A 19,830-nucleotide genomic window follows, 5' to 3' on the forward strand; every position below is an offset into this window, starting at 1 on the left:
CCTCTAGCGCTTTATTTTCAAGCGCTAGAAGCTACAAAATCAATAGCAACTATAAACTTGAAGCGGGTCAGCCCGTCAACTGCTCGGCAGAGCCATCGGCACCCGAGGACTGCTGCTGTTGCTGCTGTTGCTCTGCCGAAGGACGGCCACCTTCCCGGCCGCCATCGCGACCCTGGTCACGGCGGGGTTCGCGGTCACCGCGCTCTGCAGGCGCAGGACGGTCGCTGCCGCCGGCGGGGCGATCTGCCAACACCTTCATCGACAGCTTGATGCGACCCTTTTCGTCGGTTTCCATGACCTTGACCTTCACGATCTGGCCTTCGGTCAGATAGTCAGACACCTTCTCGACGCGCTCGTGGGCGATCTGGCTGATGTGCAACAGACCATCCTTGCCGGGAAGCAGGTTGATCAAGGCGCCGAAGTCCAGGATCTTGGTCACCGGGCCTTCGTAGATCTTGCCGATCTCGACTTCTGCGGTGATCTGCTCGATGCGGCGTTTGGCTTCATCGGCTTTGGCTGCATCGGTGGCGGCGATGGTGATGGTGCCGTCTTCCTCAATGTTGATCTGGCAGCCGGTTTCTTCGGTCAGCGCGCGGATCACCGCGCCGCCCTTGCCGATCACGTCACGGATCTTCTCGGGGTTGATCTTCATGGTGTACAGCTTGGGTGCGAAGTTCGACACTTCGTTCTTGGCTTCGCCCATGGCCTCTTGCATCTTGCCCAGGATGTGCATGCGCGCTTCCTTGGCCTGGGCCAGTGCCACCTGCATGATTTCTTTGGTGATGCCCTGGATCTTGATGTCCATCTGCAGGGCCGTGATACCGCCCGTGGTACCCGCCACCTTGAAGTCCATGTCGCCCAGGTGATCTTCGTCACCCAGTATGTCGGTCAGCACGGCGAAACGGTTGGCATCCTTGATCAGGCCCATGGCAATACCGGCCACGTGCGCCTTCATGGGCACGCCGGCATCCATCAGCGAGAGGCAGCCGCCACACACCGAGGCCATCGACGAGGAGCCGTTGGATTCGGTGATTTCCGACACCACACGCATGGTGTAGGGGAATTCTTCCTTCGTCGGCAGCACAGCCACCAGAGCACGCTTGGCCAGACGGCCGTGGCCGATTTCGCGGCGTTTGGTCGAGCCCATGCGGCCCACTTCGCCGGTGGCGAAGGGAGGCATGTTGTAGTGCATCATGAAGCGGTCTTCGTACTCGCCGGCCAGCGCGTCGATGCGCTGTGCATCACGCTCGGTGCCCAGCGTGGTCACAACCAGCGCCTGGGTTTCGCCACGCGTGAACAGGGCTGAGCCGTGGGTGCGGGGCAGCACGCTGTTGCGGATTTCGATGGGGCGCACGGTGCGCGTGTCGCGGCCATCAATGCGGGGTTCGCCAGCCAGAATCTGGCTGCGCACGATGCTGGCTTCGATGTCAAACAGCATGCCTTCGACCTTGACGGAGTCGAACTCCACGCCGTCGGCCTTGAGGGATTCCATCACAGAGGCGTACGCTTCGCGGCAGGCTTGTGTACGGCTTTGCTTGTTGCGGATCTGGTAGGCGGCGCGCAGCTTGTCTTCTGCAACGGACTTCACCTTGGCGATCAAGGCTTCATCCTTGGCGGGAGCCTCCCACTGCCACATAGGCTTGCCCGCATCACGCACCAGTTCGTGAATGGCGTTGATCGCCACATTGCCCTGCTCGTGGCCAAACACGACGGCGCCGAGCATGATTTCTTCGGAGAGTTGCTGCGCCTCCGACTCGACCATCAGCACTGCAGACTCGGTGCCCGCAACCACCAGGTCCATCTGCGAGTTCTTGCGCGCCGTCTGACCGGGATTGAGAACGTATTCGCCGTTGATGTACCCCACGCGCGCAGCGCCGATGGGACCATTAAACGGAATGCCCGAAACAGCCAACGCAGCGCTGGTGGCGATCATGGCGGCGATGTCAGCATCCACTTCAGGATTCAGCGACACGGTGTGGATCACCACATGCACTTCGTTGAAAAAGCCTTCAGGGAAGAGCGGACGAATCGGGCGGTCGATCAGGCGGCTGGTCAACGTTTCGTGCTCACTGGGCTTGGCTTCGCGCTTGAAGAAGCTGCCGGGAATCTTGCCTGCCGCATAAGTCTTCTCGATGTAATCCACCGTCAGCGGGAAGAAATCCTGGCCTGGCTTGGCCGACTTGGACGCCACCACCGTAGCCAGCACGACGGTGTCATCGATGTTGACCAGCACAGCGCCGGTCGCCTGGCGGGCGATCTCGCCTGTCTCCATGACAACGGTCTTGTCACCCCATTGGAAAGACTTGGTGGCCTTGTTAAAAATGCTCATGTTCAGCTCCTTATTTGATAGCTGGTAGCGCCCTACCAGATAAGCTTGGAGAGCAATTCAGAACACGATGCCATTCCAATGCTGCGCTTGGCGCTATCAAACTTGCAGCATTGGAATGACACAGCTTCGCTCTGTTTTGCGGCTCCGAAGCAAAAAACGCCTGAGCTAGCGGACTAACCCAGGCGTTTTTGCGTGCGTTTGCAATTACTTGCGCAGACCCAGCTTGGCGATCAGCGCGGTGTAACGGTCGGCGTCCTTGGCCTTCAGGTAGTCGAGCAGCTTGCGACGACGGCTCACCATACGCAGCAGGCCACGACGACCATGGTGATCCTTGGCATGCGTCTTGAAGTGAGGCGTGAGTTCGTTGATGCGGGCGGTCAGCAGTGCCACTTGCACTTCTGGGCTGCCAGTGTCATTGGCAGCACGGGCGTTGGCCTTTACGACTTCGGCCTTGATGGAGGAGGCGATCATTAATTTTCCTTGAATGACCCACGCGCAACGCGTCGCGGGATAAGTTTCACTTGCGCAAGCTGCTGGAATGGATGCTTGCGTGCGTATTGCAAAGCGCAAAACGTTCGTATTATAACCCCATAAGGCCATTTGCAGACTTCTACACGGACGCAAGTCGCACCCACATTCTTACTCTAGACGACCAGAAGGTCATTCACCCGCTTTTTGCAACGGCAAGATAACTGACGGTCCGTGACTACCTCCCTGGCCCACCGAACCCACCCGGACCTACCACACGGCACATCGCGGAGCACTTTTCCATACCGCAACGCAGAGATGCCGACACAAACCATCCAAAAAGAGATTCCATGCAATCGACTCCAAGCTCCAATGCAAACATCGGGAGCGAGACTCCGACATTTCCCGACACGCACCTGTTAAAGGTTTTCGCCGTTTCAGCACTGGGCCTATGTCTCCTCGCAGGCTCCGATTTAGCTGTAGCCGCAGGAGCCAACAACGCCAACACGAAGAGAACAACAGCCACACCCCAATCCGACGTCAGAAAAAAAACTGTGAACAAGGTCACTTACCAACGCAGTTCATCAGAAGAGACTCCCGCACAACGCGACCGGCGAATGCACCGGGAGTGCAAAGGCATGCACAACGCCGGAGCCTGCCGCGGCTACACGCGGTGAGTTGATTTTTCAAGCGCTACCACAGCATTGCCCAGGGCTTGGAATCGACAGTGCGAAGCGCCTCCGCGTTTCGGCATCGCTACCAGATCGAATCGCCCCGATTTGAACTGCACACAGAAGTTGGACAAACTTCAAGGGGTTTCCCATGAAGAATTACAAATCGAAGTTACCGTTTGCCGTGCTCCAAAGCTTCTTGGCTGGCGAAGGCGGCGCGAAGCTCTTGTGAATCGCTCCGGTTTCTGCGGAGGCTGTTTGGTTTAAGTCAGCCCACTTCCGCAGTGGCCTGACTGGCGAGTTGCCGGTAGTAGTTTGCCTCAGCCTCAGCTGGCGGGATGTACCCGATGGGTTCGAGCAGGCGATGGTGGTTGAACCACGATACCCATTCGAGCGTGGCGAACTCGACTGCTTCCTTGGTTTTCCATGGCGCCCGGCGGTGAATCAGTTCGGCCTTATACAGGCCGTTGATGGTTTCGGCCAGGGCGTTGTCGTAGCTGTCGCCCTTGCTGCCCACCGAAGGCTCGATGCCCGCTTCCGCCAGTCGCTCGGTGTAGCGAATGCTGACGTATTGCGAGCCTCTATCGGAGTGACAAACCAAACTGCCATCGCGCTCAGGCTGACGGGCATAGAGGGCTTGCTCCAGGGCGTCGAGAACAAAGTCCGTGCGCATTGAACTGCTCACCCGCCACCCAACGATGCGCCTGGCAAACACGTCGATGACGAAGGCTACGTACAGCCAGCCTTGCCAAGTCGAAACGTAAGTGAAGTCACTCACCCACAACTGGTTCGGCCTCTCGGCCCGGAACTGCCGGTTGACCCGGTCCAATGGACATGGTGCTTGGCCATCACTGACGGTGGTTCGTACGGCCTTGCCGCGCATCACACCACGCAGTCCCATGCTACGCATCAGACGCTCGACAGTACAGCGAGCTACGGTCACGCCTTCGCGCGCCAGTTGCCGCCACACCTTGTCGGCGCCGTAGACCTGCATGTTGGCCTGCCAGACGCGTTGAATCTGCGGCATCAGCAACTCGTCGCGTTTGGCACGGGCGCAGCGCTTGTGGGGCTGGCGCAGCAGCGCGGCATGACGTCGATACGCCGACGGGGCAACCTGCAGAACCTTGCAGAGCGGCTCGACCCCGAAAGCATTGCGATGCTGGTCGATGAAGGTCCTCAAGACTTCAGGCGGCGGTCGAGCTCCGCCTGGGCGAAAAACGCGCTGGCCAGCTTCAATATCTCGTTGGCCCGGCACAGTTCCTTGACCTCGCGCTCCAACTCCTTGACCCGCTGTGCTTCGGCTGTGGTGACACCTTCGCGCTTGCCTGCATCAACTTCGGTGCGCTTGACCCATTCGTTCAACGTCTGTGGCACGCAACCAATCTTGGGGGCAATGGACTCGATGGCGGCCCACAGGGATGGGTACTCCCCGCGCTGCTCCTGCACCATCCTCACTGCGCGCTCACGCACCTCGGGTGAGAACTTGTTCGTCTTCTTCATGGCTCAATCCTTTCAGAGTGTTGAGCCTCCTCAAAAAACCAGGGCGATTCAGAGAAATCCAGTTTTTAGAGGAAAGTCATACCTAGCCAACCGAAACCGCGCCGTTTGTCGACAGGAAAACGCCACCCATCTCCCGACTTGCCAAGAGAGCTATGTACGAATCTAGGATGAATGTATGAATCACCATAGAACTGACCAACAGCCTCAAACGGCGGCTTCTGCGCGACAATTTTGTGCTTGCCAAGATGGGTTCACGATGATTGAACTCATGGTAGTCGTTGCCATTGTGGCGGTATTGGCATCCCTCGCTGCTCCAAGTTTTCGCGACATGGTCGAGGGTTACCGCGTGCGCCAAGCCGTAGAGGAGATGACCAGCACTATCTACTTTGCCAGGTCAGAAGCTATCAAACGCGGGGGTAACGTTTCTGTCAGGCGCAACTGCACCACTGGCGACAACGACGACTGGGATTGCGGGTGGATAGTGTTCACAGACGCAGACAACAGTGGCACGTTGAATGGCGCGGATGTCATCCTTCAAACCTTCCCTGTACTAAACAACATGAATGTTGTGAACATTGGCGGCGGTGCGTTCTTCAGGGTGAATCGATGGGGTCAACCTAACAGCTTGGGCGCAGCCAGTTTCGCAATCAACCCCAAACCCGCAGGAGTATCTTCTCGACATGCATCCGCCCTTTGCATGTCGTCCGGAGGCCGAGTGCGCGTGGAAAAGAACACCGCCACTTGCGCCTAACGGAAACCTTCTTTGCCAATTTGAGGACCATCAGCATGTTTTCATCACAAGCACCTCTACGCCAGCGCGGCTTCAGCCTGATTGAGTCGCTTGTTGCTATCGTCGTTATGGCCCTCGGGATTCTGGGCATCTTGGGTGTTCAGATGCGAACGCTCGCGGACACGCAGACGGGAGTACGGCGCGCGCAGGCCATTCGACTGATCGAAGATCTCAGCGAACGTATCAAGCTCAACCCCAATGGCCTCGGTGCGACTGTCGTCAACAACCTGACTACGGGCCTGGGCCCAGTTAGTGGCGCCATTCCTAACTGTTCTGCAGGCTGCACCGCAGAAGATTTCGCTCGCGCTGAGTTGTCACGCTGGAAGACGACGGTGCAGAACACACTTCCGCTGGGCGACGCAGTTGTTTTTACGGTGGCTGATGAGACTGATGCGAACAATCGGCGACAACTGGGCGTCATGATTAGTTGGCGCGAAAACGAGCGGAACGCGGACTTGGCACCGGTTTTCACTCCCGACAGCACGGGCGCTGCGGGGGTCACATGTCCAGCTAATCGAATTTGTCACCTGCAATATATCCAACTGACTGCCCGTTGCGCTACCTACAACCTCTCTGGAGCTGCCACACCGCTGGTTTTTTGCCCACTCGCTCGCGGCGAGTTCACGTGAGCTGGAAGAACTTTAGTGGCCGTTCACCCAGCTCACCCCCTCCGCACCAGTCTCCCATCGCAAATTAATATGACACGCATACGCCCTACCCTTATGGCCGGCACGGTGCCCCTCATCGTGAGCACTCGCAAACACCGTGGAGCCACACTGATCGAGCTGCTGGTCGGAATCACGATTGGTTTGATGACAATCGCAGTAGCGGTAGGCGCCTTGATGGTGTCCCGTGGCGTTTCCGGTACTGTCAGTGACGCCAGCCAGATACAGCAACAGGCGGCATACGCTTTCCGGGTCATCGGACAGCAGTTGCGTCAAGCAGGGTCCATCCGGCTCGACTTGGCGTCGAACAAGGATGACAGCCAGCCAATCGACCCTGCAGATGTCGTGGCGTTTGAAACAACGTTTGACACCCTTACGCAAACTGTCAGCGGCCTCGATAGTCCTGGCGCAGGTGAATTCAAGCTCTCTGTGGGCTACCAAAACTACACGGAACCCAGCTTTAATTCGGCGCTCCCTGTTTCATTTTTTCGGGATTGTTTGGGTGCACAGCCATCAGCAACAATTGTCCGAAGTCAGTTCGTATTAACTGCCAATGAACTACGTTGTGCAGGAAGTGACAATGTTTCGCAGGCCGTTATCCGTAACGTGAGTGGGTTCACAGTCAACTACCTGATTCAGACGAGCGCACTGACCGGAATGCCGCAAATTCGATCAGTCAATGCTGCAACTGCAGCAGCGGACTGGTCACAAGTGTTCGGGGTCGAGGTGTGCCTGGATCTTATGAGCGATGAACGCGTAGATGTTCCCGCAGGAAGCACTTACATCAATTGCAATGGAAACGCGACAGCTTTTGGCGGGCGTCTGCACATGGTGTTTCGCAACGTGTACCAGCTACGCAGCCAAGGACTGGCAGGATGACCATGTACGATCAAGCCCCCCCTTCAATTCAACCCATGGCCTCGCCGCGAGTACGGCAGCGCGGTATCTCTCTATTTGTCGTGATTGTCATCGTGTTGCTGTCCACACTGCTATCGCTGTGGGCAGCACGGACCTCATTGTTCAATGAACTCATTGTTGGCAACGATGCCGATTACCAGCGAGCATTTGAGGCAGCACAAGCGCTGATGCAGGACGCGGAACTCGACATCCGCAGGGTCAAACCCGACGGCAGTGCTTGCACACCCGTTGCAGCGAAGCCCAGTATTTGTCGCGAGCCAGACGCTACAACTCTCGTCTGGTATCCAGAAGAAGACCAAGACCTCGCCACGCTGTTTGCCACGCTTGATGCGCAACCAACGAAGTGCCTCAGCGGGATGTGCCTCAAACGCACAGGCAACCAAGACTTTTGGACCGACACCACCACGCTCAACGCAATGATTGCCAATAACGTAGGCGCGAGATACGGGCAGTTTACAGGCGCTGAGGTCGGGGTGGTGGGCAGCAAAGCCAGCCATAGCATTCTCAAAAACACCACGGCAGGACAAGGTGGCTGGTATTGGGTGGAGGTAATGCCGTACGACGCCACTGCGGGCAATACGGGACTCATCACCAATGGCAGTACCAATCTTGCGTTGAACCTTAAGCCGAATGTGGCCTTTCGCATCACAGCCATCGCCAGAGGCTTGCGTCCCGGGACGCAGGTTGTTCTGCAATCTACCTTTGTTCGCCAAAAACTCAAGAATTGATGGAGTCCGACATGAAGTCATCCCTGGTTTTCAAGCGCACCTTGCTTAGCGTGCTGAGCTCATCAATTGCACTTCCCCATTTCGCTGCTGCCGCACCCCTGAACCTTGTGCAGTACCCAGCGGGTACAGCCAGCAAACAGCCCACCCCCAATGTGATCATTTCGGTAGACAACTCCGGCAGTATGGGTAGCGCGGGGATGACCGCACTGAAAAATGCGTTAAAAGATACTTTTGACCCATCAAATCTCCCCGACGGTTCGCTCCGGCTTGCTTATCAAGCCATGTGGGGTTGCAACACACTTCCAGGCACAGACAGCTCGTGCACAAAAGGTGGCGTGTCATGGAACACCATGCGCGAGCTGAAAGGCTCGACCTCCACAGCAGAGAACAGCCACCGCGGACAGTTTTTTCGCTGGATTGACACCTTGGGCGCAGGCGGAAACACCCCCACCCACACGATGATGTGGAGCGCCGGCGAATACATGAAGACTACCGGTGTTAACAGCCCTTGGAATGAAACTCCTGGTACTGCGGACGCGAATCCCTTGACCTGCCGACGCTCTTACCACATCGCGATGACAGACGGCGGATGGAACAATTATTCGCCGCCGGCGAATCCTTATCTGTCAAGCATGACTGCCATGACGATCAAGAACGACGATGGCACCGACCGCGTGCTCCCCGATGGTACGAACTATTCGGTAGCGTCTGACGAAACACGTATCTACCGGGATGACTGGGGCGGAGGCACTACCAGCAGAACTGTAAGCGGCACCACCTACAACTTTACCTTTCCGACGCTTTCGGACATGGCATTTCATTACTGGGCAACGGACTTACAGCCCGGTATCGCAAATGGTCTTTCGCCATTGGTCAAAAAGTCAGGCAGCGAGACGTTTGCCGACGGAGGAACGTCGCGCACGATTTCAGAATATTGGAATCCCAAGAACAACCCGGCAACGTGGCAGCACCTGACGACTTACACGATTGGCTATAACAACGCAGCAACTTGGCCAAACATCACTACAAACCCCATGTTTAACACTGCTGGGGGGATGTACGGAGGCGACTTTTCCCGGGCCATTGTTGGCACCCGTACCTGGCGCGACCCAATAACGACCAATGAGTCGGGCCGCCAAGAGGAGTTGTGGCACATGGCCATAAACAGCCGTGGGAAGTTCTACCCCGCTCAAACGTCGCAAGACCTCAAAAATGCGTTTCTTGAAATCGTTGGTGGCATCGTAGCCGACAACACAGCGCCCGTGACCAGCTTTGCAGGAACCTCTACCACCAATACCAGGTCGGATTTTGGTGTGTTTAAGTCAGGGTATCAAGCAGACGGGTGGACGGGGTACGTGCGCTCTGACATTGTGGCCAAAGGTACGGGTATTGAATCCGCCAACCCTGCATGGGGAACCAAGGCTGGACAGCCTGCGCCCAAAGATCGGGTGACCACTGCCGACAAGCTTGATGCGCTGACAGATGTCGCCGGGCGCGTCATCATCACTACCAACGACACCACTAACCTGGGCGCCCCTTTCGAGTGGGATGCCGGTGTGCTTAAACTAAGCGCGATCCAAAAAACCCTCTTGGACGCTGACGGTAGGGGCGAGGACCGCGTGAATTTCCTTCGGGGCGACCGCACCAAAGAAGGCAGCACAGTTGCCCAGCCATTTCGAGTTCGCCTGTCTCGCCAAGGTGATATCGTGAACTCCAATGTCTGGTTCACGGGGAGCCCGGTGAGCAATTTCAGTTTTAAGGGTTATCAGACCTTTGCTCGCGCAAATAAGGCCCGCAACCCAATGATTTACGTGGGTGGTAATGACGGCATGCTGCACGGATTCTCCGCCCTGTCTGGTGACGAGAAGCTGGCGTACGTACCTAAAGGCGTCTACCCCAACCTGACCGAATTATCCAAACCTGGCTACTCTCATCTGTACTACGTGGATGGTTCGCCCTTCACCGGAGACGTTGATGTGGGCGACACAGTCACACCCGACTGGCGCACGATGCTTGTGGGAACCTTGGGTGCTGGCGGCAAAGGGTACTTCGTTCTCGATGTCAGCAAGCCCGGTACAACCGACAGCTCAATTGCATCCAATTTCAGCACCGCCAATGCTGCGTCCTTGGTGGTAATGGACAAGACCATGCATAAATCAGAGGTTGTCCTGCCAGCCTCAGATGAGGCAGACATCGGACATATCTTTGCACCTCCCGTGGTGGAAGATACCAACCCGTTTAAGACGTCACAGATTGCGAAGCTCAACAACGGGCGCTGGGCGGTAGTGATGGGCAATGGCTACAACAGCACCAACGAACGACCGGTTTTGCTGATTCAGTACCTTGACGGTGACAAGAGTTTGAAAAAGATCGTTGCATCCACGACGGGCGACAACGTTGTACAAAATGGGTTGTCTTCGCCACGACTTGTGGATATCAATGGCGACGGCAGTCCCGATGTGGTCTATGCTGGCGATCTCAAGGGCAACTTGTGGAAATTTGACATCTCGTCAGCCACGCCGGCGAGTTGGAATGTGGCTTTCAGCGGACAGCCGCTTTACCAAGCCATTTATACAAGCGGGGGCTCCAGCACTCGCCAACCTATCACAGCAGCTCCGACCGTTAAAGCCAATGACCGCGGTGCTGGGGGAATGATGGTCGCCTTCGGAACCGGGCGGAACATCACCGAGGGTGACCGTACGGATCAGTCGAAACAAAGCGTGTACTCGATCTTGGACAACACAAAGTACAAGATCACTGCAGGCAAGGTCGTTGTTGACACAGCTGCCGCAACACCAACCGTCGTGAGTGGCACAACGGATCTGGTTCAGCAAACGATGGTGGGGAGTGCAATTGACGGTAGTGGTTCTAGCTCCGGCCGGAAGTTCTGGAAGATGAGCCAGAACCCTGTGCCTTACACCGGTGCTGGCGCGAAGAAAGGCTGGTACGTGCACCTGCCTGAGACAGGTGAGCGCGTGCTGAAGACCATCAACTTCTACGATGCCAGCAATAACCTGGAAGTGCTAACGCAAATTCCTGCCTCAGGGGGTAATGCCATCGAAGAGACCTGCACCCCCTCGCCCCAGGAAGAGCGGCAGTTCCGCACATTCCTGAACATCATGGATGGTCGCCGGCCCAGTGTGCAGGTGATGGACTCCAACGGCGATGGCCTGTTCAATGCTCTGGACCAGCAAGTGTCACGGATGCAGACCTCCAAGGGCGCACAAAGCCCAGTCATCGGCAAGGATCTGATCAAAGTCCGTGGTGCAGATGGGTCGCTGGACACGTTTGCCCGACTGCCTGAACAACCGCTGCGTCCAAGCTGGCGTCAGATGCAGTAACTGAGCGACCTTATATGATGATCTCCATGAAATCACCCATATTGCAAAAAGCCCGGCAACACGGGTTCACGCTGATCGAAGTCATGATTGTCGTGGCCATCGTAGGTATCTTGGCCGCCATTGCCATACCTAGCTATCGGGAATATGTGGCCCGAGGCCATCGCGCAGAGGCTCGTGCCGGCTTGCTGGCGGCTGCACAGTGGCTTGAGCGCGCAGCCACGGCGACTGGCACCTACCCGCTCACGGCAGCCTTCCCGGCCTCTCTGACGACAGTGCCTACCAATGGATACACAATCGCGCTAGCCTCTGCCAACGGCCGCACCTACACCCTTACGGCCACCCGTGCGGGCGTTCAGGCCAATGACCGATGTGGCAACTACACATTGACCGAGACCGGTGTGCGCGGGAATGTACCGCTGCCCTTGCCCAGTGGCACGACTGTCGCGGAGTGCTGGGGTCGCTAACGCAGGGCGGCAAGATCTGGAATACCATCCGGACGCCATGCATACCGTCCTAACCCTCATCCGTGAGACGACAGGAGGGGCTCCACGCTGAAGTCATGGCCCTGCGGCAGGCCGCAAAGTCTGGTGAGGGTGTGCGTGGTGCTACAGCTTATGTCACCATGAGGCCATGTGCAGCAGCCCGAGGGGGCACCCTCGCAGGCTGTGATGCGCTGGTGTCCGCCGGCATTGCGCGGGTGGTGGCGTCGATGCAAGCCCCAAACTGGATGGTGCGACCGCGTTACTCAACGGACAGAGCCAATGGACTACCTCCCGGCAGGCGCGTGCGGACGGCCACGCGTGGCGCGTCCGCGCATGTGCGGTGCTGACTGGCATGGACACCGTACTCGACGATGACCCACGTATGGATGTACGCGAGGTGGAGACGCAACGACAACCTTACGTCGTTCTGATAGACAGTTCGCTGCAGCTGCCTCTGAACGCCCGGCTGCTTCAAGTGCAGCGCACGTGCCTGGTCTACACCGCAGATCTAGACCCAGCCAAGCAGTCGGCGCTGCGGGCGCTCGGTATAACGTAATTTCTTTGCCGAATGCAGCGGGCAAGGTTGACTCGACCGCAATGCTGCATGATCTGGCCGCCCGCGGCGTGAACGAAGTCCATGTGCTGGCGGTGGGCTGCTTCGGCTTCAATGTGATAAGCGCCCAAACGGTGGGCAAGCTGTCGAGCCTGGTTGCCGTGAATTCACTGATGGCCATGGTGGGCGGCACGTTGGCCGCCCTGTTGCTGGCAAGAACGACTCCGGCTTTGTGCACAACGGCCCTTTGGCTGGGCTGGTGGCTGTGTGCGCGGGGTCTGACCTGATGCACCCGCTAGGCGCGCTGGTGGTGGGTGCGGTGACGGGCTCGATTTTTGTGCTGACCTTCACCCAGACGCAGAACCGCTGGAAGATTGATGACGTGCTGGGGGTCTGGCCGCTGCACGGCTGGTGCGGCACCTGGGGCGGCGTGGCGGCAGGCATTTTTGGCAGCAAGGCCCTGGGCGGGCTGGGCGGTGTGAGTGTGTGGGCAAAGTTGCTGGGCTCAGCGATGGGCGTGGCCTGGGCGTTGGCCGGGGGCGTTGCCGTGTACGGCATCCTCAAGAGCACCGTGGGCCTGCGCCTGTCGCAGGAAAAAGAGTTCGATGGAGCCGACCTGTCGATCCACAAGATCAGCGCCACGCCGGAGCGCGAGGTCAACTGGTAGCAAAGCGCCGCGGGGCCTTACGGCCGCGGTCTGGGCAGCTGTTCACGCGGGCGCTTCTTGCCCACGAAAGGCCCCCACGAAACGCCGACGCGTAGTTCAATGCAGCCCCCCTGCACTGCCGCCGGACAGGCACCGCGTTGGCGCTGCGTCCGACACACGGCGTGCACACGCACGGCGACAATCGCGCGATGCAAACCCTGCCCGCTATCGCCACCCCAACCGCTCCCGCTTTTTTGGCGCGCACCGCGCGCTACGGCTGGATGGCTGTGCTCGCACTGTGCGTGGCCGGCGCGGCGGCCATGGTCGGATGCACGGGGTTGCCCAAGGACGTGGAGCGGCCCGTGTCTGCGGCGCTGCCCTCCCCCTCAGGCACCGCGCTCGGCCAGTTGGTGGCCGCGCGCAGGCAGGCAGACGGCGGCAAACATCCCTCGGGCTTCTTTCTGCTGAGTGGCCCGCAGGACGCGTACAGCAGCCGCCTGGCCCTGGTGGATGCCGCAGAAAAAACACTGGACTTGCAGTACTACGCGATCCACGCAGACGCCAGCACCGAGCGCCTTTTGCGCAGCGTGGTCGCTGCTGCCAAGCGCGGCGTGCGGGTGCGGGTGCTGCTCGACGACTTTCACAGCACCGGGCGCGATGCGCAGGTGATGCGCCTGGCGTTTGTGCCCAACATCGAGATGCGCATGTTCAATCCGCTCACGGGTGCGCGTGGCTCGCCCATTGGGCGCATTTTCAGCGCACTGGGCGACTTCTCCCGGGTGCAGCAGCGCATGCACAACAAGCTGTTCATTGCCGACAACGCCATGGGTGTGACAGGCGGACGCAACTTGGGCGATGCGTATTTCGGCACGGCTGACGCAGGCAACTTTGTGGACCTGGACGTGCTGGCCGCCGGGCCCGTGGTGCTTGAACTGTCGCGCAGCTTTGACAGCTACTGGAACAACGAACGAGCCTACCCGGTGCAGTCATTGATCACCCGCGAAGAGCTGCTTGCCATGCGCGAAAGCCTGCGCGCCGCCGATGCCGCGCAGCGCGAGCGGGTGGACGGCGACGCCCACTTGCCCGCACCCGACGGCACCCAGCCAACCAGCCAGGGCCACTCTGCCAATGAGGCGAAGCGCGCCCGCATCTGGGACTACCAGCCCATGGACCTGGCGCAAGCGCGGTTCAGCTGGGCTCCAGCCGCCGTGCTGGTGGACAAACCCGCGAAGATCCCGGCCGACAGCACCGCCACCGGCGCGCTGCCCGAGCAGCCCCCCGCCAAGGCCACGCCATTGGCCATCACATCCCAGGGCGCTGGCACGGCCGCCAAGTCCACGCGGCCCGCACCCGGCACACGGCCCGACGCTCTCCAGGTTGCGACTCCTGTGGATTCGCTCGACGCGACCACTGCGCGTTCGCCCCTCAGCGCAGAGGTACAGGCCGCGCAGACCGACACTGTGGTGGACGGCCTGCTGCAGCTCATGGGCCAGGCGCGGCGCGACCTGCTCATCATCTCGCCCTACTTTGTGCCAGGCCCCGACATGAAAAAGGCCTTTGCCGACGCGCGTGCGCGCGGGGTGCGCGTGCGGGTGCTCACCAACTCACTGGCGTCCAACGACGCCCCCATCGCCCACGCCGGCTATGCACGCCACCGCCCTGACCTGCTCGCCATGGGCGTGGAGCTGTATGAAATGCGCAGCGAGCTCACGGGCGTCTTGCGGGGCTCTTTGGGCTCTACCGGCAGCTCTGGCAACGCCAGCACCCACGGTTCCGCCACAGGCAGCAGCGGCGGCTCGCTAGGCAGTTCGCGGGCCATGCTGCACTCCAAGCTGCTGATCCTGGACGGCCGGCTGCTGGTGGTGGGTTCGATGAACCTCGACATGCGCTCCCAGCTGCAGAACACCGAGATTGCGCTGCTGATCCGCAGCACCGAGCTCTCTCGTCGCGCCACCGCACAGATTGAAGATGCGCTGCGCGAGGCCGCCTGGCATGTGCAGCTGCAGCCGCAGGGATCGCTGCTGTGGCGCGCGCCCCAGGGCAGCGGGTTGCAGGATGCGCGGTCCGAGCCCGACGCCAGTGCGCCACTGCGCCTGATGCTGAAGTTGCTCGGCCCCCTCGCTCCAGACCACCTTCTTTAAAAATAAGCGGCGAACCCGGTGCAATCCACGGACAGTTTCATGCACCGTGGCGCTGCTGGAGGTCATCCACCCACAGGCTGATGGCGCGCTGGTCTGTCATGGTGCGCACGTGCTGGTAGGCATCCTCGGCCTCGCCATAGCGCCTGCGCAGCAGATTCAGCCACTGCTTGAGCCGACCTGCGCGCTGGCGCGGCTCCAGGTCGTCGCACACCAGTTGCCAGAACATTGCCAGGTGCGGCACCAGGTCGGCCCAGGCGACTACATCTGTGCCGGGTCGCCCCTCATCAGACGCACGGATGGCACGGGCCAGTCCCGGGTCGGCCACCATGCCGCGCCCCAACATGAGGTGGTCGCAGCCTGACACAGCGCGGCAACGCTGCGCGTCCGCCACAGTCCAGATCTCGCCATTGGCCACGACCGGAATCGCCACTGCCGCTCGGATGTTGGGGATCTGCTCCCAGTAAGCGGGCGGCCGGTAGCCGTCTGCCTTGGTACGCGCATGCACCACCAGCTCAGCCGCGCCGCCTGCCTGCATGGCCTGAGCGCATTCACGCATCAGCGCCGTGTCGTTGAAGCCCAGGCGCATCTTGGCCGACACAGGCAGGTGCGCGGGCACCGCACGGCGCACAGCCCCCACCACGGCCGCAATACGCTCGGGCTCCTGCAGAAGCGCCGCGCCACCACCGTGCCGATTGACAACCTTGGCAGGGCAGCCAAAGTTCAGGTCAATGCCTTCGGGCCCCAGGGCTGCCAGCCGGGCCGCGTTCTCGGCCATGGAGACGGGGTCCGACCCCAGCAGCTGTGCACGCACCGGCACCCCGGCCAACGTGCGGCTGCCATGCTTCAACTCGGGGATGTAGCGCAGGAACACCTTGTCCGGTAGCAGCGTGCCAGTGATGCGGATGAACTCCGAAACGCAGCGGTCCACCCCGCCCACACGGGTCAGCACATCGCGCAGTACAAAATCCAGAAGCCCCTCCATGGGCGCAAGCAGCAGGGTCATCGCAGACAAATCACTCGCCGCCGCCACATACAAACCGCGGCGGCATGGCCAAGACAAAAATATGTATAAAAACAGGCTCTAGCGCTTATCCAGCAAGCGCTAGCAGCTATCAAAAACAAAGCACAAGCCTCACGGCTGCGCTGCCCATGCGTCCTCTGCGACCTCGCGCCCGGCGCCGCTGCAGCCAACGCGCCATTGTGCGTCAGCGGGGTCATCACGGCGTCACGGCGGGCTGCTGCAATGCCCCGCATCGAATCCGCTGGCTCCCCGTGAACGAGGCCCCCATGCTGCTCCAAAAAACTGACAAAGCCCGCCTGGAACTCTCACCCGGCGTCCGATCCCTCAGCCTGCGCGAGCGCTCGCTGCTGCTGCTGGCCGACGGCAAACCGCTGTCGGACCTGCAGGCCATGTACAACGGCGTCGGCGCACAGATTGTGGAAAACCTCATGCGGCAGGGCTACCTGTCTGGGCCGTCGACTTTGCCTGCGGCGGACCCGCCCGCCGCTGCCGCCAGCACGGTGCAGGCACCGTCCGTGCAGCGGCCCGAGCCCGGCGAATCGCTGCGCTCCCAGGCCGGTGCGCGCATGTATCTGTTTGACACCTGCGAGCGTCTGTTTGCCCGCCGCGACCCTGCGCTGGCGCAGCAATTTCGCGAGGCCCTGCGCGCCGCGAAAGACCGCGAGAGCATGCTGGACGTGGGCGAAGCCATGCTGGAGGAAGTGGCACTGGCCGCAGGCAACGAACGCGCCGCGACGCTGCGCGAGCGGCTGGAGCAGTTGCTGCCTCGCACGCCGGCCCAGGGCAGCTTCGCTTCCACGCAACCCGCCGACCTGGACTGACGCGACTCCGCCAATCCGATCCAACCGTCAGGCCACCCGCAATCGCCAGAGAGAAGTGACTTCGGCCGCGCGTGCAGCATGCAACGGGTCTTGTGCATCGGCCGCCTTAGCGTGCCGGGGCTTCACGTCGCGCCGGCCGCTCACCACCAGGCCCGCATCAGCAATCCAACCCAGCAACTGGTCGCGGGGCCGCAGCCCCAGGTGCTCGGCCAGATCCGACAGGATGAGCCAGCCTTCACCGCCTGGTTCCAAGTGGTCCTTCAAGCCCGACAAGAAGCCGCGCAGCATGCGGCTGCCTTCGTCGTACACCGCATGCTCGATGGGCGAACTGGCGCGCGCGGGCACCCAGGGCGGGTTGCACACCACCAGCGGCGCACGGCCAGCCGGGAAAAGATCGGCCTGCAGCAGTTCCACCTGCGGCAGAACGCCCAGGCGCTGCAGGTTTTCGCGCGCACATACCAGCGCGCGCGGGTCCTGGTCCGTGGCCACGACACGCTGCACACCCCGCCGCGCGAGCACGGCAGACAGCACGCCCGTGCCCACGCCAATGTCAAACGCCAGGCTGGTGCCCGGCAAGGGCGTCTGCGCAACAAGGTCCACATACTCGCCCCGCACGGGCGAAAACACGCCATAGTGCGGGTGAATGCAGTTGTGCGGCGGCGCGCCCAGCGCGGGCACTTCCACGCCCTTTTTGCGCCATTCGTGTGCGCCCACCAAGCCCAGCAGCTCGCGCAGCGTGGCCACCCTGCGCTCACCCGTGGCCGGGCCCCAGGCCTCGGTGCAGGCCTCGCGCCAGTCGGGTGCCCGGCGCAGCGCAATGCTGTAGTCGCCCTCCAGCGGGATGAGCACGGCCGCCAGCACCCGGGCGCGCTGCGCCTGGGCTTGCCGGTGCAGGTGGAAGGCCTCTGCAGGGGTGGCAGCGGCCAGCTTTTGCGACGCCTTGGTGGCGGACTTGCGCGGCTTCTTATCCACCCGGCGCATCAGCGCCTGCAGCAAGTGCCGCGCGTTCTGAAAATCCCCTTGCCACAGCAGCCCCGTGCCCTCGCACGCCATGCGATACGCCGTATCGGCCGACAAGGTGTCGTCGGCCACCTCCACCCGGCGTGGCGCTGGCGCGCCGCTCTCCGAGCGCCACAGCGCTTGCTGGGGCTGGCCTCGGTGAATCCAGTGGATCAACGGAATCTGTACGGACATTGAATTTTGACTGCGCGGTCGCTACCGACAGCCTGGGAAACTGGCAGGACCCAGACCAGCGCCACCGCACAAAGGCCGCCAAGCCGCGTGGGCGGCGCTTCGCTTGCGTACGCTGGGTGTGTCCCCATCCCGAGGGAGAGGGGAAAGGCGCCGCAGGCGACTCAGGGGGAGCCTCATCGCGTTATGCGTTGATCGGACGCTTCAACCGCACTTCTTCAATCTTCACGCCGCCAATCACCGCCGTCTTGGCCGTGGACAGCTCGCGCTTGAAGCCTGCCATTTCGTGGAAACGCAGGGCGCGCTCGTTGCGCAGCGGCACCCAGGCCGTCACGTTGGTGCAACCCTCTTCCTGCAGACCGTCGCGGGCGGCATCCCACAGGGCCAGGCCCACGCCCTGGTTCCAGTGGGTGGGGGCGGCGTAGATGGCCCAGATTTCACCGGTGGTAGGGCGCGACTTTTCGTCGCGCGAACGGTCATAGCCCACAAAACCGACGATCTTTTCGCCGTCGACGGCCACCTGGACCTGGGGCTCGCAATATTCGATGGCCTCGCGCCAATAGGCCTGGCGCTTTTCGACCGAAGACATGGCTTTCAATTGCTCGTCTGGCACCAACCCTTTGTAGGCCTCTTGGGCAGAGACGGTGTGGATCTGGGCGATGGCTTTGGCATCGCGAAGCGTAGCGGGACGAACCTGGATACTGGACATGGAAAAACCGAACGAAAACTGGGAATGAAAAATCGAAAACCCAGCATTGTCGCCGCAAACGGTTTTTCACTCCCTTCGCGCCCCTGGGCGGGCTCCGGAAAATCCGGCGCCACCCCGGCAAAGATCATCAAGCCATCAACATGCCCGCAGGCGCGCCGCCAGCCGCCATGGCAGCCCGCTGCGCCAGTGCACGCTTGTTGCGCGGGCGGGGAACGTGCACTTCGGGCGGTGTGCCGTTCACGGCCCCCAGGCTGAGCACCAGCGTCACGGTGCGCGACCCGTCGTCACGCTCGTCCGGCGCATAGGCCCGGTAGCTGCCATTGCCCGGCCCATGATTGCGCTGCACGGTGTGGAAGGCCACGCGTGCGCCCGTCACGCGGTGGCCGCCAAAGGGCAGCACGCGCAGGCGGGCATCGCGGTTCAGGGCCAGGCCCAGATGGCCGGCGCGGTTGATGAGGTCGGTGCGAATGGCCCGCCAAGTCTGGCCCTCATCGATGGAGAACTGCCAGGTGCCGGCCTGCGCGTCCAGGTGTTCGATGACCACGCCGGCTGCGGCCAACAGGTCAGGGCAATTGCTCTCCACGATGTGCGCCACGGTGTTGCCGCCCAGGCCCGTGGCCGCCTCTGCAGCACCGCCGGCGGGCGCGGCGCGGCGGGGGCTGCGGCGGATTACGCCGCCCTCGGAAGAGTCGGATGCGGCGGAGCCTTGGACGGTGGCATTGGCAGTCATGGAAATCCCTTCAGAACTTGGATGGAACAGGCATCGACACGGATGTCATCGCAGGTGTGCGCATTGGTGTGCCCTCCAGGTTCTTGTCCGTCTAAGGTGCATTTCAATGCTTGACGGAAAGTCTAA

15 protein-coding genes, 2 pseudogenes and 1 other annotated feature are annotated in these 19,830 nt (G+C 60.9%); of the genes and pseudogenes, 10 read left to right on the forward strand and 7 right to left on the reverse strand.

Annotated features, from left to right (window positions below):
* Positions 1-67: 67 nt before the first annotated feature.
* The 3 genes from pnp to ACK4HJ_RS06460 form a co-directional block, all read right to left on the reverse strand.
* Positions 68-2,329 (reverse strand): polyribonucleotide nucleotidyltransferase, encoded by a 2,262-nt coding sequence (pnp, locus tag ACK4HJ_RS06450; protein WP_409828923.1) that lies wholly within the window; start codon positions 2,327-2,329, stop codon positions 68-70.
* A gap of 204 nt (positions 2,330-2,533) precedes the next feature.
* Complete coding sequence (gene rpsO / locus ACK4HJ_RS06455) at positions 2,534-2,800, reverse strand: 30S ribosomal protein S15 (RefSeq protein WP_005793232.1); 267 nt, start codon at positions 2,798-2,800, stop codon at positions 2,534-2,536.
* A 936-nt stretch (positions 2,801-3,736) separates the two neighbouring features.
* Positions 3,737-4,968 (reverse strand): IS3 family transposase gene (locus tag ACK4HJ_RS06460; RefSeq protein ID WP_409828926.1). Its coding sequence is split into 2 segments (ribosomal slippage): positions 3,737-4,680 and positions 4,680-4,968, totalling 1,233 coding nucleotides; the frame shifts between segments, so codons are not numbered across the junction.
* Positions 4,574-4,690 (reverse strand) — a sequence feature (AL1L pseudoknot). It overlaps the preceding gene by 117 nt.
* Before the next feature lie 175 nt (positions 4,969-5,143).
* On the opposite strand from ACK4HJ_RS06460, the gene ACK4HJ_RS06465 reads away from it, so the two are divergent.
* The 9 genes and pseudogenes from ACK4HJ_RS06465 to ACK4HJ_RS06505 all read left to right on the forward strand — a co-directional run bounded on the left by ACK4HJ_RS06465 (position 5,144) and on the right by ACK4HJ_RS06505 (position 15,232).
* On the forward strand, positions 5,144-5,719 hold the full coding sequence (locus tag ACK4HJ_RS06465) for a GspH/FimT family pseudopilin (protein WP_409828928.1): 576 nt from the start codon (positions 5,144-5,146) through the stop codon (positions 5,717-5,719).
* Between the two features lie 35 nt (positions 5,720-5,754).
* The gene (gene pilV, locus ACK4HJ_RS06470) at positions 5,755-6,387 is read left to right on the forward strand and encodes a type IV pilus modification protein PilV (protein WP_409828931.1); all 633 of its coding nucleotides are present in this window, start codon (positions 5,755-5,757) and stop codon (positions 6,385-6,387) included.
* 93 nt (positions 6,388-6,480) lie between these two features.
* Positions 6,481-7,302, forward strand: a complete 822-nt coding sequence (locus ACK4HJ_RS06475; protein ID WP_409828934.1) for a PilW family protein — start codon at positions 6,481-6,483, stop codon at positions 7,300-7,302.
* Between the two features lie 2 nt (positions 7,303-7,304).
* Positions 7,305-8,069: a PilX N-terminal domain-containing pilus assembly protein gene (locus ACK4HJ_RS06480; RefSeq protein ID WP_409829265.1), complete on the forward strand. Its 765-nt coding sequence runs from the start codon at positions 7,305-7,307 to the stop codon at positions 8,067-8,069.
* Between the two features lie 11 nt (positions 8,070-8,080).
* The gene (locus ACK4HJ_RS06485; RefSeq protein WP_409828937.1) at positions 8,081-11,410 is read left to right on the forward strand and encodes a pilus assembly protein; all 3,330 of its coding nucleotides are present in this window, start codon (positions 8,081-8,083) and stop codon (positions 11,408-11,410) included.
* A gap of 26 nt (positions 11,411-11,436) precedes the next feature.
* Positions 11,437-11,874, forward strand: coding sequence for a type IV pilin protein (locus tag ACK4HJ_RS06490; protein WP_409828939.1), 438 nt, complete (start codon positions 11,437-11,439; stop codon positions 11,872-11,874).
* Positions 11,875-11,969: 95 nt separating this feature from the next.
* Positions 11,970-12,540: pseudogene (locus ACK4HJ_RS06495) on the forward strand (bifunctional diaminohydroxyphosphoribosylaminopyrimidine deaminase/5-amino-6-(5-phosphoribosylamino)uracil reductase); the annotation flags it as partial.
* Positions 12,532-13,112, forward strand: a pseudogene (locus ACK4HJ_RS06500) (ammonium transporter); the annotation flags it as partial. The pseudogenes ACK4HJ_RS06495 and ACK4HJ_RS06500, both read left to right, overlap by 9 nt.
* 188 nt (positions 13,113-13,300) lie before the next feature.
* Positions 13,301-15,232 (forward strand): phospholipase D-like domain-containing protein, encoded by a 1,932-nt coding sequence (locus tag ACK4HJ_RS06505; RefSeq protein ID WP_409828941.1) that lies wholly within the window; start codon positions 13,301-13,303, stop codon positions 15,230-15,232.
* Between the two features lie 37 nt (positions 15,233-15,269).
* On the opposite strand, the gene ACK4HJ_RS06510 is transcribed toward ACK4HJ_RS06505, so the two are convergent.
* Positions 15,270-16,235, reverse strand: coding sequence for a tRNA dihydrouridine synthase (locus ACK4HJ_RS06510; RefSeq protein WP_409828943.1), 966 nt, complete (start codon positions 16,233-16,235; stop codon positions 15,270-15,272).
* Positions 16,236-16,519: 284 nt separating this feature from the next.
* Here ACK4HJ_RS06510 and ACK4HJ_RS06515 point away from each other — a divergent pair, with 284 nt between their 5' ends.
* Positions 16,520-17,074, forward strand: a complete 555-nt coding sequence (locus ACK4HJ_RS06515) for a hypothetical protein (RefSeq protein WP_409828945.1) — start codon at positions 16,520-16,522, stop codon at positions 17,072-17,074.
* Positions 17,075-17,101: 27 nt separating this feature from the next.
* Here ACK4HJ_RS06515 and ACK4HJ_RS06520 read toward each other — a convergent pair whose 3' ends face one another.
* The 3 genes from ACK4HJ_RS06520 to ACK4HJ_RS06530 form a co-directional block, all read right to left on the reverse strand.
* Positions 17,102-18,268 carry a methyltransferase gene (locus ACK4HJ_RS06520; protein ID WP_409828948.1) on the reverse strand — a complete coding sequence of 389 codons (1,167 nt, stop codon included), beginning with the start codon at positions 18,266-18,268 and terminating at the stop codon, positions 17,102-17,104.
* A gap of 181 nt (positions 18,269-18,449) precedes the next feature.
* Complete coding sequence (locus ACK4HJ_RS06525; protein ID WP_409828950.1) at positions 18,450-18,974, reverse strand: N-acetyltransferase family protein; 525 nt, start codon at positions 18,972-18,974, stop codon at positions 18,450-18,452.
* Between the two features lie 127 nt (positions 18,975-19,101).
* Complete coding sequence (locus tag ACK4HJ_RS06530) at positions 19,102-19,704, reverse strand: hypothetical protein (RefSeq protein ID WP_409828952.1); 603 nt, start codon at positions 19,702-19,704, stop codon at positions 19,102-19,104.
* Between the last annotated feature and the right edge of the window lie 126 nt (positions 19,705-19,830).

The sequence above is a fragment of the Acidovorax sp. genome, assembly GCF_046294525.1.
Taxonomy (GTDB): Bacteria; Pseudomonadota; Gammaproteobacteria; order Burkholderiales; family Burkholderiaceae_C; genus Acidovorax.